We start from the raw sequence: 16,931 nt of genomic DNA, 5'->3' as shown, positions 1-16,931 counted from the left end.
GGTATTGTTTGAATTTACCGCAATCTTCGAGTGGAAGTTATTGCGGAACCTTAACATCAGCCCTTAAGCATCTTTTACTTCAAATCGATAACCGACACCCCATATGGTGTGAATAAAACGCGGGTTGGCCGGATCGTTTTCTACCTTGCCACGCAGACGATTGATGTGTGAATTCACTGTGTGTTCGTAGCCTTCGTGACCGTAACCCCAAACTTCTTGAAGAAGCTCTAAGCGTGTGAATGCTTTGCCGGGGTGGGATGCGAAAAACCAGAGCAAATCAAACTCTTTAGCGGTGAGATCGACAGGTTTGTTGGAAAGAGAAATGGTGCGTCGGGATTTATCGAGAATCAGATCTCCGCGAACCAATACATCGCCTGCATCGTGGTTGGGGTCGCTGAGCATGTTGACTCGTCGCAAAAGCGCTTTAATGCGTGCGTTTAGCTCAAGAATGCTAAAAGGTTTTGTTAAATAATCGTCTGCACCAAGTTCAAGCCCTAAAACTCGGTCTAATTCAGTTGATCTTGAGGTCAGCATTAAAATCGGCACGTAGTTATAGTTGCTTCTTAATTGGCGGCAAATTTCTAAACCGTCCATTGAAGGCAGTTGCAGGTCGAGAATAATAAGATCCCATCGTTCTGCGGTGGCTTTTTTCAATCCTTCTAAACCGTCTTGGGCGCTTTCAACGTGCGTGGTTGTAGAACTCAAATGCAGTTGAATCAGATCAGCAATGTCTTTTTCGTCTTCAATAACTAGGAAGCGTTGTGGTTTTTCTTCGTTTGACATGTTTTCGCCTACTGCAACAGGAGTTTTCGGATCCATAATTCAAAGCCTTTTTTTGAGCGCATCTGTTTTATTCGAATTACCACAACGATCTGCAAGATTGCAATTCGTGGCTCTTGTTATCTTGCTGTTTTTTAAAAAGATAACTTTTGAACACTGGTGGTCTGATATTACTTTAAGGTCTCTAACAGTGTGAATATTTATATTGTTCTGTTGTTAATAATTGCAGCGAATACAGGCAAATAAGCGCAATATATTACATTTGCAGCGCTGATTTGTTCTATTTGTGCCTTTTGTAGACTCTATTGTTCCGACAGTGTTCGGCGAAAAGCTCACATAAACTTAACTTTCACTTTGCAATTTACTCCAGATAAATCATACAAGCAAAATTCGTATATTTATCAAGTATGTAGCAAAATGTAGAGATGAATATTTCTAAGAGGCTCCTATTGGTCAATCGATAGGCTCTTTAACGTTTTAGGTTGTTTACTGAAGAAATTAATAAGGTTGATCTATGGGTGATTCTATTATTGAGCGCTTAAAAAATGCGGCTCAGCAGACATTGTTGTCACCACCGGTTCCGACAATGGATGATTTGGTGACGGTTCAAGAAGAAATGCTAATTACGATGCCTGCTGAATATCGTGAATTTTTATTTACCGCAGCCGATTTAGTCATCGGCACGCTCGAACCCTGTACGATCAGTGACCCAGGTTTGCATACGTATTTGCCAGAAGTAGCGGCGAGCGCATGGGATCAAGGCGTTCCTAGAGAGTACATTCCCTTTTGTGCCAATGAAGACGGCTATTTTGTGATTTCTCAAGGCGGTGAAGTGAGTTTTTGGGATCGATACGAAGGTGAGGTCTCAGGAGAGGAATGGGGCAGCATTTGGCAGTGGGCCGATAGTGTTTGGCTGGATCAGTAAGTTTTCGAGTTCGTGTTGAGTGTCATCTACAGCAGTCAACAGGTTAGCTTTTATTTGAGTTACCGGATATAGATAGATTCTTTATCGAAAGCGCCGTTAACGCGGTTAAAAAGTCACGATATAAATTTTAAATACCCTTGGTAAATCGTTTACTTGCACATAAACATAGATGAGTCTAGACGCAAGTGATAGAATTTTGCCCCCAAAAATTAATCAAATGAGAGATTCACGGTTATGCGAGTTGGTTTTGTTGGCTGGCGAGGAATGGTTGGCTCAGTTTTAGTTGAACGAATGATTTCTGAAAATGATTTTCAAGATATTGAGCCTATCTTTTTTACAACCTCTAATGTTGGTGGCATTGGCCCTAAGATTGGAAAAGATATTCCTACGTTAAAAGACGCAAAATCGATTGATGAACTTGCCGCAATGGACGTGATTGTGTCGTGCCAAGGCGGAGATTACACCAAGAGTGTGTATCCCGATTTACGTGCGAGTGGTTGGAAAGGTTATTGGATCGATGCGGCTTCTGCGCTGAGAATGGCGGAAGATTCCGTTATTGTTTTGGATCCGGTTAACCTTGATGTCATCAAAGACGGCATCGCAAATGGCGTAAAAGACTTCATCGGCGGTAACTGCACAGTCAGTTTGATGTTAATGGCATTGGGCGGTTTGTTCCGTGAAGGTTTGGTTGAGTGGGCGAGTGTAATGACTTACCAAGCTGCCAGTGGTGCAGGCGCTAAAAACATGCGCGAACTCATTTCTCAAATGGGCGCTTTGAATGCATCTGTCGAAGATCTACTTAATGATCCTTCCAGTGCTATATTGGATATTGATCGCAAAATAACCGAATCTATGCGCTCTTCTGAATTCCCGACAGATCAATTCGGTCATCCGTTGGCGGGAAGTTTGTTGCCATTTATTGATACAGAAGTTGATGGTGGCCAAAGTCGTGAAGAGTGGAAAGCACAGGCAGAGGCGAACAAGATTTTAGCAAATCAGACACCGGTCGCTATCGATGGTACCTGTGTGCGAATCGGAGCCATGCGCTGTCACAGCCAGGCGTTGACGTTGAAGTTGAACAAAAACGTGCCTATGGCTGACATCGAAGGGTTAATTGCATCTTCTAACGAATGGGCAAAAGTTATTCCTAATACTCGCGAAGCGAGCATGGCAGAACTAACGCCAACCAAAGTCACTGGAACCTTGAGTACGCCAGTCGGTCGTTTGCGCAAATTAAGTTTGGGCGATGAATACTTGAATGCGTTTACAGTTGGTGACCAATTACTTTGGGGTGCTGCTGAGCCACTAAGAAGAATGTTGCGCATTTTAGTTGAAAGCTAAAATCCATATTTAACTAAATTTTACAAGTTAGACTTGGTCGGCCTAATGATGTGTTTAGTCGGGATAATCTGTTGAAAATACAGTGCTTGGTTAACTCTTGGGCCGATTAAATTGTGCAACAGGTCAATATAATCACAATAAATCGCCCATTTAGCTGTGGTTGAAATTGCCAATCGTTGCGAAAATTCTATTTATAATGAATACTTACGCGAGTGAGTGAATGCAAATTCGAGGTTATTTTAGAATTTGCTACAGCACTTGAGGTTTGGCTTCGACAAATTAGTACCGAAAGTTTGACACTATTGATAATAGAGCTGATTTGGGTTGGTCGAGGAGCTATGGAAACAACAAAAGGGGCGTCAGATGCGTCTTTGTAAGCTGGGAATATGTTTACTGTCACTGAGTGTGATTTTCTCTTTCAAAGCGTCCGCATTAGGATTGGGCGAAATAAGAGTTAACTCCACGCTCAATCAGCCATTAGATGCTGAAATAACCCTGTTACAAGTGCGAGACTTAACCGAGGATGAAATCCTCGTTGGTTTAGCTTCAAGCGAAGACTTTCGCAATCTTGGCATTGATCGCGGGTTTTTCCTCAGTAGCCTTCGTTTTGATGTTCGTATCGATGATCCAGACGGGCCTGTCGTTAAAATCACGTCTACAGAGTTAGTTCGTGAGCCGTTTCTTAATTTCCTTGTTGAAAGTCAATGGCCGAGTGGTCGTGTATTAAGAGAATACACGTTACTGCTTGATCTTCCTGTCTACAGTGCTCAATCGCCTGATCGAGTAGAAGCCCCTCAAACTGCTCCTGCTGCTCAACCGGTAGTGCGCGAACCCGCGCAACCTGCGGCTGTTCAAAATCAGCCTTCTACACCTGCAAGACCGGTAACCAGAACTCAGCCTTCATCGCCAAGAATAACTGGGCAAACTTTCGGTCCGGTTCAATCAAACGACACCCTATGGGAAATTGCCCAGACAGTTCGCCCGAGTGATCGTTACAGCATTCAGCAAACAATGATTGCTATTCAGCGTCTCAACCCTGAAGCATTCATCAATAACAACATTAACCTACTTCGTCGTGGGCAAGTACTCAGGGTTCCGACTGAAGATGATCTTGCTCAACTGAATGAAACCCAGGCAATTAACGAAGTTGCTTTCCAGAACACTCAGTGGACAGAGGAAACCTCCGGTGCGGGTTTAAGCGCCAGTGGCGTTACTCCATCGACTCGAACGCAAGCGCCATCAAATCAGGGCCGTGTTTCTTTAGGAGTGGGTGAAGGTTCTTCTAACAGCCCAGAGAATACCTCGGCAAGAGGCAATGCTTCGCAACAAGCGTCAGCGCTGCAAAACGAATTAGCGATCACCTTAGAAGAGCTCGATACCGCTAAACGCGAAAATACCGAGTTAAAAAGCCGTATTTCCGACCTAGAACAGCAAATTCAAACCATGGAGCGTTTGATTGAGGTTTCTAGTGATGAATTGCGTGCACTTCAACTTGCCTCTCAACAAAATGGTGAAGTAGGGCAAGAGCTGCAACCTGTTGATGCCGCTACTGAGCAACCAGCTCAACAGCAAACAAATGTTGAGGGTGCTGGTGAAGAGTCTCAATCAGCAGTAGAAGCAGAAGCAACGCCAGCTTCTGAATCTCCGGTAGCGCAAGCACCAGTGACTCAGCCCGAAGCTTCCGAACCTGCCACAGTAACCCCAACGCCTGCCCCTGCACGAAATCCAGTGGTTGTTAACCAACCGGCTCCTCAGAAAGGGATTGTCGATATAATCTTCGACAACATTACTTACGTTGCCGGTGGTTTGTTAGCGCTTCTTCTTATTGTTCTGTTGGTTGTTCGTAGAATTGCTGCCAAACGTAAAGAAGAGGAAGAAGAACTGGTTGATCCTTTTGAGCAATCCGATCTTGAAGATGACGTTGAGCCGTTACCCTCAGACGACGATATGGATTTGGATGCTCCAATCGAAGATCAAACTGTTCGTTTAGATCACGATGACGCCGCGAGTGACACTGATCAGGCGCAACATGAGCAAGAAGATTTGGCGGAAGAAGCTCTGGCCAATATTGTTCCGGAAGAAGTTATCGCTGAGGCGGATATTTACATCGCTTACGGAAAGTATGACCAAGCGGAAGAAATGCTGAAGAGAGCTTTGCAGGCCGACCCAGATAACGCCGACGCTCAAGTTAAATTGCTCGAAGTCTACGCTGAATCAGGAAATCTAGAAAAGTTTGATGAGCGATTCCAACTGGTACACGAAACCGGTGACAACAGTGCCATTGTTCGTGGTAACCAACTGCGCAGCCAGTTTTCTGATGCTGCACCTTTTGTTGCGGCGGGCATTGCTGCTGGCGCGGCAGCTGGTGTTGGCGCCAGCATGGATCAATTCGACGAAGTTGATTTCTCAGCACTTGGAGAGTCTGAAGAATCCAGCAATAACGACGACTTATTGAGCGAGCTTAACGCGTTTGATTCAACCGAATCCTCAGAAATCGAACTCCCTAGTGATGATTCAACGGATTCAATCGATGATCTCGATTTTGACAGTTTTGCTCTGGACGATGATCTCGATAGCGAGAATCTAGATGGCGAGAGTAGTGAGCAGTCAATTTTAGACTCAGATACCTCCACTGATAGTGAAGAAGAATTTAGTTTAGACCTCGGTGATGATCTTAACTTTGATTCATTAGCGTCTGAGCTTGATGAGCAAGATGCTCAAAGTTCCTCATCTGATGACCTTGTTGTAGAAGACAGCGAAAGTGATGACGACTTTTCTTTTGACTTAGATCTTGATTTCGATGAGCCGACTGAAGACAGTTCAGTGAGCTTAGAAGACGATACTTTCGACACAGACCTTTCTGAAACTTCTGATGATTTAGGTTCTCTGTCTGACGATTTAGGCTCACTGGCTGATGCAGGCGCGTCGGACGATGAAATTTCATTGGATTTGGATGGTTTTGATGCGCCTCTTGGTGAAGAAGCCGATTCAAATGATTCAGCTTTAAGTGACGACTTCGACTTTGCCGATTTAGACGATATTACCGCTGACTCAGACAGCAATACCGAGTCTGTTATTGATCTGGATGATGGTCTTCTCGATACTGACGGTTTGAGCGAATCCAGCCTAGACGACATCGATTTATCGCCTGAATTAGAAGACGAATTAAGCGCTGATACTGATCTAGAATTAGACGGTGGTAGCATAGAAGACAATGGTTTAGATGGCGAGGGTCTAGAAAGTCTGGATTTAAGTTCTGAAATCGAGACCGATTTGGATGCTGACTTAAGTCTTGATCTTGAAGAAGACTCCGAGCTTACCGATTTAAACCTAGACGACGAACTCAGCAGCTTAGATTCCGAACTGAATGATCTGGATTCAGAATTACCTGAAATTGGTGAAGAACCATCATCAGAAGAACCTGAACTCTCCTCCGATTCAATTGAAGACGAACTAGAAAGTGACAATTTTGTTGATAACGAACTCGATGATATCGACCTAAGTTCCGACAGTTCACTTGATTTCGATGAATCTTTGTTGGCTTTGGACGAAGCATTAGACGCTGCGGAAACTGAGTCTGTCGATTCCGAAGAAGCTGATCTTTCTCTTGATGCGGAATTGGATTTAGATTTAGGCGATGAGCTGGAATCTCCAGAACAACTTGCGGAAAGTGAATCTGTTGTTGATCTAGATGCAGATTTGAGTGCTGGTGATGATCTACCAGAATTTGACGCAACTGAAGAGCAAACTCCCGAAAGTATGGATCTAGACGACTTAAGTCTGGATGAAGCTGATCTATCCTCGAATGAGTTGAATGACTCTATGTTCGACGATATCGACAGTGACTTAGATTTTGACGAGCAAAGTTTAGAATCAAACAACTCTGTTGATCTTGATTCTGGTGATGAAGAAACTGTTGCTTCGTTAGATGATCTTGAGTCTGTTACATCTGAGGAAACTTCCGGTGCTCTAGATGGTTTGGAATCAGAGTTGTCGCTTGATGACTCGGACCTAGATCTGCCTGTACTCAATGCTGAGCACGATGTTGCTTCTGAGATGGAAAGCGTTGATGACGATCTCGATCTTGAGGAGTTGGACGAAGGTCTCGACCTTGAAGCTCTCGACAAAGAAATGGACGCGTTGGTAGGTCATACCGACAATATTGGTGACACCCCAACACTTGATGAAGTGGCCGGTCTAGAGATAGACGCTGAAGACGAAGAAGTTGAATCAGAAGATTTCTTCAACCAGGCTGTCAGTACTTCTGAAATCGAAACCGATGATTCTCAGGATAATGTTGTTGAGCTTGATAACGACATGAGCTTCCTTGCCAATACTGATGAATCGGATACGAAACTTGATTTGGCTAAAGCCTATCTAGATATGGGTGATTCCGACGGTGCACGTGACATTCTCGATGAAGTCATGTCCGAAGGAAACGACAAGCAGCGCGAAGAAGCAGAAGCATTGCTGTCGAAAATGCCTACCTAGTTTACGGTTTTGAGATACCAATAATTATTAAAGCCCTGTTTTCGCAGGGCTTTTTTCTTTTTACGACAGTTAGTTTTATCGATGGAAAAAAAGCTGATTTACACCCCAAACTGCGAAATATTGCCCGAAATGGAGACGCCAGAAGGGCTGAGAAGAATTTGTCTGGGACTAGAGTACGATGGCCAGACTTTTCGCGGGTTTCAGATTCAGCCTCACGATTCTTTGACCGTCCAGCAGGCGCTGCATGATGCACTAAGTTCTATCGCCGACAGTGATATCAGCTTAGTTTGCGCGGGAAGGACCGATTCTGGTGTCCATGCCTCTGGCCAAGTGGTTCATTTTGATATTTGTGTCGACAGACCGGTTCGAGCTTGGACGTTGGGTGCTAACACCAAACTACCTGATCAGATTGCGATTCAATGGGCACAAGAGGTCTCTACTGACTTTCACGCTCGGTTCAGCGCCAATAATCGCAGTTATCGTTACATCATCCAAAACACGCCAGCACGGCCGGGTATCTTTAATAAGAAAGTTACTTGGGATAAGCGTAGGCTAGATATCGCCCTAATGAGCCAGGCCGCTAACTGTTTGGTTGGAACGCATGATTTTAGTTCTTTCCGAGCTTCTCAGTGTCAGGCTCGAAGTCCCATTCGAACGATCCAATACATTGATATCGCACGTATAGGTGATTTCATTGTGTTAGAAATTCAAGCGAATGCGTTTTTGCATCATATGGTTCGAAATATTGTTGGTGTGCTAACTGCGATTGGTGCTCATGAAAAACCGTTGTCTTGGGTGACTGACGTACTGAATGCTAAAGACAGAACGGCCGGTGGCGTTACTGCGCCCCCACATGGGCTGTATCTGGTTGATGTGGAATACCCTAGCCAATTTGCTATCCCCAAAGGAAACCCAGGCCCTGGGTTTATTCAGGTGCCTTTAGGCGGTTTTGCAGGGAATTAGGGTGTGGCCAGATAACTGGATCGGCAAATACGATAAGAATGAAAATTCTTGAATTAAAGCCGTCATTTCATTAGAAAAACTGTGTCTGCATCTGTTATGATCAGGAACTAATCATCGATTTACATTTATCATTATCAATGAAAATAAGATCTCAAATCTACACAAGTTCACTACTCTGGCGTCACTGCATGTGAAGCTAAGCAACCAGTTTTAACCATTACCTAATCATTATTTTCTATAAATTAATCTTTCGATGACCTTTGAAATCATTCCTCGGGTAAAAATTTGTGGTATTACCACACAAGCCGACGCGCAACATGCTGTAAATAGTGGTGCTGATGCGTTGGGTTTTGTATTTTACGAGCCGAGCCCGCGCTCGATTGCGCCCGCTGCAGCGCGCGAAATTGCGCTGAGTGTTGGGCCTTTAATAACGACCATAGGTTTATTTGTTAACGCTTCCTATGAAGACGTTAGCAGTACTTTAGATCAAGTCCCTTTGAGCGTTTTGCAGTTTCATGGTGATGAAACTAATGAATTCTGTCGGCAGTTTTCCAGACCGTTCATTAAAGCATTTCGCATGGCGCCTGGGTTTGATGTTGAACCGGCGCTAGAACAGTACCCTGATGCTAGCGGTTTTATTCTTGATGCTTATAAGCCGGGTGTTCCCGGTGGCACAGGACAGAGCTTTGAATGGCATCGGTTTCCGAGAGAATCTGATCGACCGCTCATTTTGGCTGGTGGCCTAAACCCAAGTAACGTTGAAGGCGCTATAGTTGCCACTAAGCCCTACGGTGTTGATGTCAGTGGCGGTGTTGAGTTGGCTCCTGGCCACAAAGATCCAGAAAAAGTTATGGCGTTTATTAATGCCGTTAAACATCCACCTTGGCGATAGTTAATTTTCAAAACACGCAGTTGCCAAATTTCCGAATACTAAGAATTGAGAATTAACTATGTCGAACGATAACTCAAAGCAGTCAGTTGACTTTAACAACTTCCCAAATGAATCCGGCCATTTTGGTCAGTACGGTGGTCGTTTCGTATCAGAAACGTTGATTTCCGCGCTCGATGATCTAACCGAGATGTACGAGAGACTAAAATCTGACCCCGAATTTCAACGTGAATTTGACCACGATCTCGCCTACTTCGTAGGTCGTCCATCGCCTCTTTACTTCGCCAAGCGTTGGAGTGAAAAAGTCGGTGGTGCCAATATTTACCTCAAGCGTGAAGACTTAAACCACACCGGCGCGCACAAAGTTAATAACACCATCGGTCAGGCACTGCTTGCCAAACACAGTGGTAAAACTCGCGTTATTGCCGAAACTGGCGCCGGGCAACACGGTGTTGCAACAGCCACAATCGCCGCTCGTTTAGGAATGGAATGCTACGTTTATATGGGTGCTGAAGATGTTAAGCGCCAGGCCATTAACGTGTATCGCATGAAATTATTGGGCGCTGAGGTGATTCCTGTGACTTCGGGATCAAAAACTCTCAAAGACGCAATGAACGAAGCCATGAGAGACTGGGTTACCAATGTCGATAATACTTTCTACATCATCGGTACGGTTGCCGGTCCGCACCCTTATCCCAAGTTAGTCCGAGATTTCCAATGCATTATTGGTCGCGAAGCGCGTGAGCAAAGTTTTGAGATGATCGGCAAGTTACCTGATGCTCTTGTCGCGTGCGTTGGTGGCGGTTCTAACGCAATCGGCTTATTTCATCCATTCTTAGAAGACGAAGCAGTCGCTATGTACGGCGTAGAAGCCGGTGGTGATGGTCTCGAGACCGGTCGCCATGCTGCGCCGCTAAACGAAGGTATTCCTGGTGTCCTTCACGGTAATCGCACTTACCTTATGGAAGACGATGATGGCCAAATTATTGAAACTCACTCTGTTTCTGCAGGCCTCGATTATCCTGGTGTCGGACCGGAACACAGCTGGCTTAAAGATCTTGGTCGAGTCCAATATGTCGCAATTAATGACCAAGAAGCACTGGCCGCTTTTAGAAACTTAACCCGAGTTGAAGGTATTATTCCTGCACTGGAAAGTAGCCACGCCATCGCCTATGCAGAAAAGTTAGCGAAAGAATTAGGCCCAGGGAAAAATATTGTAGTGAACCTGTCAGGTCGCGGCGATAAAGACATTCATACGGTTGCAGAAATTGATGGAATCACCGTTTAATTTCTGAACTTCCATAACACTATGCAAAGACACCCATCCATTAATGGAATTGCGAAAGAATAAAGCCCTATGAATCGTATTACACAGTGTTTACAAACCTTAAAAGAATCAAACCGCAAAGCGTTGGTAACCTATATTGTTAATGGCGACCCAGTACCGCAAGCAACACTGAAAACCATGCATGCGCTTGTTGAAAAAGGCGCAGATATTATCGAATTAGGCGTCCCTTTTTCAGACCCTATGGCAGAGGGACCTTCGATTCAGCGCGGTCACGAGAGAGCACTGGAACACAAAACCAGCCTAAGAAATACCTTAGAGGTTGTTCGCGCTTTCCGAGAAACTGATTCAAAAACCCCAGTAGTATTGATGGGGTATACCAACCCTGTAGAACGCATGGGCGCGGAAACCTTTGCAACGCTTGCAAAAGATGCTGGCGTTGATGGTCTTTTAACCGTAGATTTACCACCGGAAGAAGCGCCTAATTTGATTGAGAGACTTAAGTCGGCTGAACTGGAAAATATTTTCTTGTTGGCGCCAACAACTTCTGATGAAAGAGCTGAAAAAGTAATTTCGATGGCTTCTGGCTTTCTGTACTACGTTTCGCTCAAGGGCGTTACAGGTGCGGGGCATTTGAATGTCGATGAAGTAAACGCTCGCATCAGTCGCTTGAGAGAACAAACGAGTCTTCCGATTTGCGTCGGCTTTGGCATTAAAGATGGTGAATCAGCAAAATCCGTTGGTCAAAAAGCCGATGGTGTTGTCGTTGGTAGCGTTTTGGTTTCTAAAATGGGTGACCTTGCTGATCAGCCTGCAGATGTCATCGCGGAGCAAACGGCAGAACTTATTTCTCCGATTCGAGCAGCATTGGATGAGTTGTAATTCTATTGCTGCTTTGAATCTTCGGTAGCTTCCTTCAAATTTAAGATAAACGTGCCAAATTTAGGTATCGACTAGAGTGATATTGTATGAGTTGGTTAGACAAAATTAGACCAAACATTATTAAAAATGACCGCAAACGTGGCGCGAGCAAAGTGCCTGAAGGTTTGTGGAAGAAGTGTGTAAAGTGTGGTTCTGTTTTATATCGTCCAGAACTTGAACGTAATAATGACGTTTGCCCGAAATGTGATCATCACATGCGTATTGGCGCTCGTCGTCGTTTAGACATCTTTCTCGATCAAGAAGGTCGAGAAGAGATCGCAGCCGATGTTTTACCTGTAGATCGCCTGAAGTTTAAAGACACAAAAAAATACAAAGACCGCTTGTCTGACGCACAAAAGTCTACCGGTGAAAAAGAAGCATTAATTGCAATGCGCGGTACTTTGAACGAAATGCCTGTGGTTGCCGTAGCGTTTGAATTTGCTTTCCACGGCGGTTCCATGGGCTATGTGGTTGGCGAAAGATTTACTCGTGCAGCGCAACTTGCGTTATCTGAAGGAATACCATTGGTGTGCTTCTCCGCGACCGGTGGCGCACGAATGCAAGAAGCCTTGATTTCTTTGATGCAAATGGCGAAAACCAGTGCCGTTATCGAACGCCTAAAGCAAGCGGGCATACCGTACATATCGATTATGACCGATCCAGTTTACGGTGGTGTATCGGCGTCTTTGGCTCTGTTAGGTGATATTAATGCCGCTGAACCAGGTGCTAGAGCTGGGTTTGCAGGTCCTGCAATTATTGAACAAACCATTCGTCAAAAATTACCCGCCGGATTCCAAAAGAGTGAATTCTTATTGGAGCACGGCGCGATTGATATGATTATTCACCGCAGCGATATGCGTGAAAAAGTGTTTGGTTTATTGGCTAAATTTACCGGTTTGGAAAAGGCGTCGTAATTTTAATTTTCCAGATTCAGAAATACGGGCGAATTTACCGGGCTCATTGTCAGCTTAAATAAACGCTCGTAAATCCGCTAATTATTCCAATGGTACAAGGTTTAAGTCATGCGTTTTGATCAGTTGCAGAACTGGCTCGATTGGCAGTTGCAACTGCATCCCACCGCGATTGATATGGGATTAACTCGTGTCAGTCGCGTTGCCGATCGCTTAGAAATCGGCTCTTCGGCATTTAAACATTCTGCCTCTACTGTGATTACCGTTGCCGGTACCAACGGTAAAGGCTCTTGTGTTAAAACCTTAGAAGCGTTGTTAATAACATCCGGTAAGACGGTTGGCAGTTTCACTTCTCCTCACATCGTCCGTTACAACGAGCGAATTCGGCTCAATGGTGACCAAGTATCTGATAACCAGTTGTGCCAAGCCTTTGAAGACATTGATCAAGCCCGGGAGGGCGATTCTCTCACTTATTTTGAGTTTTCAACACTGGCGGCTTTACTGATTTTTAAGCAGGCAAAAGTCGATTTTATATTGTTGGAAGTGGGACTTGGTGGTCGGCTGGATTCAACCAATATCATTGATACTGATCTCGCAATTGTGACTTCTGTAGATATTGATCACTGTGAATACCTTGGTAATGATCGTGAATCCATTGGTCGCGAAAAAGCAGGTATTTTCCGACCTGGTGTGCCCGCTATTATCGCTGACGCTAATATGCCGTTGAGTGTACGCGCCTATGCCGACGACATTGGTGCTGAGTTACTGTGTATCGATGATCAATTCCGCTACAGCGCTGCCAATAATAGGTTTCATTGGTCGTGCTTACCTGGAGCGTCATACAGTGAGTTTGAAGTCATTTGCGAACAGCCTAGGTTACCTTTGCCCAGTATTGCCGCTGCGCTGATGGCGTTAAAGGTTTTGTCGGTTTTACCTACCCAAAAGCAGGTTTCGGGAGTGTTGGCTAACATTGAACTGACGGGTCGACTGCAATCGGTTGAGATTGACGGTATTGAGTTTGTGCTCGATGTTGCCCACAACCCGGCTGCTGCTGAATCCTTGGCTCAATCCATAGATGAACACGATTCGCGTGAATGCTACGCAATTTGCGCAATGATGGCGGATAAAGATATTGATGCTGTCATTCAGCCTTTGGTTAACAAAGTTGATCATTGGTTTTTACCAAATTTACCCGATAACGATCGATCACTTCCGTCTTCGGTTTTAAGCAGTAAAGTAAAATCGCTTGACGAAACCGCAGCACTGCAGGAATTTGATTCGATTGTTGAGGCAATGGATTCCGTTCGCCAGCAGTGCGTTCATTTGACTGATAAGCCTGTTGTATATGTGTTCGGTTCTTTTTTTACAGTTGAAGCCGCATTAAATTATTTACAAATAGACGTTCAGTAGGATCCGTTCAGTTTTTATTGTTGTTTTCGCGTTAAAATAACAAACATCAAATTCAATTTTTTATTGCAGTTAACACTGCACCTATTGCTCAATTCGAATTTGAATAAATTCAAACAGATGTTGGGGTGATCATTGGATAACGGTGTAAAACAAAGATTGATTGGCGCCTGTGTGCTGGTGTCTGTAGGCATCATTTTTTTACCGACGCTACTGCACAAAGAATCCCCTCAAATTGTCGATACTCAGACACAAGTTCCTGTGGCCCCCGCCTTTGAGTTTAAATCCGTAGAAAGCCCTACCGAGCCGACAAATACCGCACCATTGATTGAGCCCGATGAGATGTTTCAGGCTGTCAGTGATTCAAAAGCGGACCAAGTAACAAGCTCTGAGTCTCCTCAGAAAAAGCCAGATTCGAGTACGCACGCAGAGTCGTTTGATAACCGGGGATTGCCCAAGGCGTGGGTAGTTCAAGTGGGCAGTTTTAGTGAGATTGAACGTGCAAAAAAGTTTTCTGGCGATTTAAGAAATAATGGTTACAAAGCGTTCCATCGCGAACATAAAAATAATTCAAAAACCGTCTACCGAGTTTACGTTGGCCCCAACATTAATCGCGACGCTTCCGAAAAGTTAAAATCGGAACTTGATCTGCAATTCTCGGTTAATTCTCTCGTTCTGCGATACACCCCTTGATGCAATTTAAGATCGAGAATTTAACAATGTCGGTTAATCGGTTCAGCTGGTTTTAATTGAATCGCCATACACGATAACTGAGAAATCTTTTTCTGAATTTAGTGATTTTTGCTGATGCTCTGTTAGAATCGCCAGCCTTTAATCTGCCATGCCCAATAATCAAAGAGTAGGTGAAGAGTAAGCCCATGAACGAAGCTGATTGGACTATCATTGGAGTCGTTGTTGTCTCCGGCTTAATTAGCTTGAAAAGAGGGTTTGTCAAAGAAGCACTGTCTTTGGTTACTTGGATCGTTGCTATCATCATTGCCGTTGTGTTTAAAGAACAACTGGCTTTATTACTGACAGATTATATAACTACTCCCTCGTTGCGTGATGTAGCAGCAATTGCCATTCTATTTATATCGACTTTGCTCGTCGGTGGTTTGTTAAACTTTATGATCAGTCAGCTCATTGAGGCCACAGGACTCAGTGGTACGGACCGATTTTTAGGTTTGCTGTTTGGCGCATTGCGGGGCATCGCTGTCGTACTTGCAGCACTGTTATTTGTTCCAAAATTTTTGCCTGTCAGCGAAGATGTCTGGTGGCAGCAGTCGGTATTAATTCCCGAGATTCTCAAGTTAGAGTCAATCTACGTGGAAATAATGAATCTGATAAAAGACCTCTATGCCAGCGTCCTTGGCTGAGGCAAAACTAGCCGTACTATTTCAAGTAGTGCGGCGATATGCGAATTGAAGAGGTAAGTTTATGTGCGGAATCGTTGGTATTGTCGGACAAGAGAACGTTAATTTAGAACTCTACGACGCCCTGACGATGCTCCAGCATCGAGGACAAGACGCCGCCGGGATCATGACCTGTAACGATGGTCGTATTTCCCAGCAAAAAGCCAATGGTCTTGCTCGCGATGTATTTCGTTCTCGCCATATGCAGCGTCTAGTCGGTAACTACGGCATAGCTCATGTTCGTTACCCGACAGCGGGTAATTCCGGTCCGGCGCTTGCGCAGCCGTTTTACGTTAATTCCCCCTACGGTATTGGTCTTGCCCACAACGGCAATTTAACCAACACCCATGAAGTGAATGAGCATATCTACAAAACTGACCTTCGCCACGTCAATACCGATTCAGATTCAGAAGTTTTGTTGAATGTCTTTGCACACGAACTTCAAAAGCTGAACAAGCTTCAGCCTACTGCTGATGACATTTTTACCGCTGTTAGCAGCGTTCACGAACGTGTTCGTGGTGGTTACGCGGTAGTGGCACTGATTGCCAACTACGGCATTGTTGCCTTCCGTGACCCGAATGGTATTCGCCCACTAGCGATTGGTATTCGCAAAGGTAAGAAAGGCGATTCCTACATGGTTGCGTCTGAAAGCTGTGCATTCAGTAGCAATGGTTACGAATTACTGCGCGATGTAGCCCCCGGAGAAGCGCTATTCATTACCAAAGAAGGTGAATTCTTCTCTCAGCAATGTGCGGAAAACCCGTGTTTAACACCGTGTATTTTTGAGCACGTCTATTTTGCTCGTCCAGATTCCATTATCGATGGTATCTCAGTTTACAAATCGCGTTTGCGTCAAGGCGAACGCTTGGCTGCAAAAATTGCCCGCGAGCGCCCCGACCACGATATTCACGTGGTAATTCCAATTCCCGATTCCAGCCGCGTTGCTGGGCAAATGGTTGCCCAAAATTTGGGTGTGAAATTCCGAGAAGGGCTGGTTAAGAACCGTTACATCGGTCGAACCTTTATCATGCCTGGGCAACAGCAACGGAAAAAATCCGTTCGACAAAAACTCAATACCATTGAACTAGAGTTCAAAGGCAAGAATGTTTTGTTGGTGGATGACTCCATTGTTCGCGGTACCACCTGTCAGCAAATCATCCAAATGGCACGTGAAGCCGGAGCCGCCAAGGTTTATTTCGCTTCGGCATCGCCCGCGGTTAAGTATCCGAATGTCTATGGTATCGATATGCCCAGTGCCAATGAGTTGATCGCCCACGGTCGCACAGATGAAGAAGTTTGTCAGGAAATTGGTGCTGATTGGCTTATTTATCAAGACATTGATGATTTAATTGCAGCCTCTATGGACGGTAACCGCGAAGTTAAAGCATTTGAATCCGCCGTCTTCACCGGCGAGTATATTACCGGTGACGTTGACGATGATTATTTGAATCAATTGCATGCGGCGCGTAATGACTCGGCGATTTCGTCTAAAACACGCAAATCCAGTGATGAAGACGCGCTAGTCGGTATCCATAACGAAAACGATACAACCAGTTTTGCGTAGACATATACGCAACCCGATAGACGTGTAAGCAAGGATTAGAAT

Annotated in this window: 13 protein-coding genes; 12 read left to right on the top strand and 1 reads right to left on the bottom strand. The window is 44.8% G+C overall.

The genetic code is table 11. The features are described from left to right. Window positions 1-63: 63 nt before the first annotated feature. Window positions 64-819: a response regulator transcription factor gene (locus LU361_RS01270; RefSeq protein WP_233086501.1), complete on the bottom strand. Its 756-nt coding sequence runs from the start codon at window positions 817-819 to the stop codon at window positions 64-66. Window positions 820-1,294: 475 nt separating this feature from the next. Between LU361_RS01270 and LU361_RS01265 the strand changes: the two genes are divergently transcribed. The 12 genes from LU361_RS01265 (at window position 1,295) to purF (ending at window position 16,889) form a co-directional block, all read left to right on the top strand. Next, on the top strand, window positions 1,295-1,705 hold the full coding sequence (locus LU361_RS01265; protein ID WP_233086500.1) for an SMI1/KNR4 family protein: 411 nt from the start codon (window positions 1,295-1,297) through the stop codon (window positions 1,703-1,705). 234 nt (window positions 1,706-1,939) lie between these two features. Next, the gene (gene asd, locus LU361_RS01260) at window positions 1,940-3,046 is read left to right on the top strand and encodes an aspartate-semialdehyde dehydrogenase (protein ID WP_233086499.1); all 1,107 of its coding nucleotides are present in this window, start codon (window positions 1,940-1,942) and stop codon (window positions 3,044-3,046) included. A 363-nt stretch (window positions 3,047-3,409) separates the two neighbouring features. Continuing rightward, window positions 3,410-7,537: a FimV/HubP family polar landmark protein gene (locus tag LU361_RS01255; protein WP_233086498.1), complete on the top strand. Its 4,128-nt coding sequence runs from the start codon at window positions 3,410-3,412 to the stop codon at window positions 7,535-7,537. Between the two features lie 81 nt (window positions 7,538-7,618). Continuing rightward, a complete protein-coding gene (truA, locus tag LU361_RS01250) occupies window positions 7,619-8,500 on the top strand; it encodes a tRNA pseudouridine(38-40) synthase TruA (RefSeq protein WP_233086497.1) in 882 nt (293 codons plus the stop codon). A gap of 253 nt (window positions 8,501-8,753) precedes the next feature. After that, window positions 8,754-9,392 (top strand): phosphoribosylanthranilate isomerase, encoded by a 639-nt coding sequence (locus tag LU361_RS01245; RefSeq protein WP_233086496.1) that lies wholly within the window; start codon window positions 8,754-8,756, stop codon window positions 9,390-9,392. Between the two features lie 58 nt (window positions 9,393-9,450). Then, on the top strand, window positions 9,451-10,677 hold the full coding sequence (trpB, locus tag LU361_RS01240; RefSeq protein WP_233086495.1) for a tryptophan synthase subunit beta: 1,227 nt from the start codon (window positions 9,451-9,453) through the stop codon (window positions 10,675-10,677). 69 nt (window positions 10,678-10,746) lie between these two features. Further along, complete coding sequence (gene trpA, locus LU361_RS01235) at window positions 10,747-11,556, top strand: tryptophan synthase subunit alpha (RefSeq protein WP_233086494.1); 810 nt, start codon at window positions 10,747-10,749, stop codon at window positions 11,554-11,556. 86 nt (window positions 11,557-11,642) lie between these two features. Continuing rightward, window positions 11,643-12,509, top strand: a complete 867-nt coding sequence (accD, locus tag LU361_RS01230) for an acetyl-CoA carboxylase, carboxyltransferase subunit beta (RefSeq protein WP_233086493.1) — start codon at window positions 11,643-11,645, stop codon at window positions 12,507-12,509. Window positions 12,510-12,617: 108 nt separating this feature from the next. Then, window positions 12,618-13,916: a bifunctional tetrahydrofolate synthase/dihydrofolate synthase gene (folC, locus tag LU361_RS01225; protein ID WP_233086492.1), complete on the top strand. Its 1,299-nt coding sequence runs from the start codon at window positions 12,618-12,620 to the stop codon at window positions 13,914-13,916. A gap of 132 nt (window positions 13,917-14,048) precedes the next feature. Further along, window positions 14,049-14,606, top strand: a complete 558-nt coding sequence (locus LU361_RS01220) for an SPOR domain-containing protein (RefSeq protein ID WP_233086491.1) — start codon at window positions 14,049-14,051, stop codon at window positions 14,604-14,606. Window positions 14,607-14,791: 185 nt separating this feature from the next. Next, window positions 14,792-15,289 carry a CvpA family protein gene (locus LU361_RS01215; RefSeq protein WP_233086490.1) on the top strand — a complete coding sequence of 166 codons (498 nt, stop codon included), beginning with the start codon at window positions 14,792-14,794 and terminating at the stop codon, window positions 15,287-15,289. A gap of 61 nt (window positions 15,290-15,350) precedes the next feature. Then, window positions 15,351-16,889, top strand: a complete 1,539-nt coding sequence (gene purF, locus LU361_RS01210; RefSeq protein ID WP_233086489.1) for an amidophosphoribosyltransferase — start codon at window positions 15,351-15,353, stop codon at window positions 16,887-16,889. Window positions 16,890-16,931 lie beyond the last annotated feature (42 nt).

It is taken from the genome of Sessilibacter corallicola, from assembly GCF_021290925.1.
Classification (GTDB): Bacteria; Pseudomonadota; Gammaproteobacteria; order Pseudomonadales; family Cellvibrionaceae; genus Sessilibacter; species Sessilibacter corallicola.
This window is presented reverse-complemented; position numbering and strand designations above follow the sequence as displayed.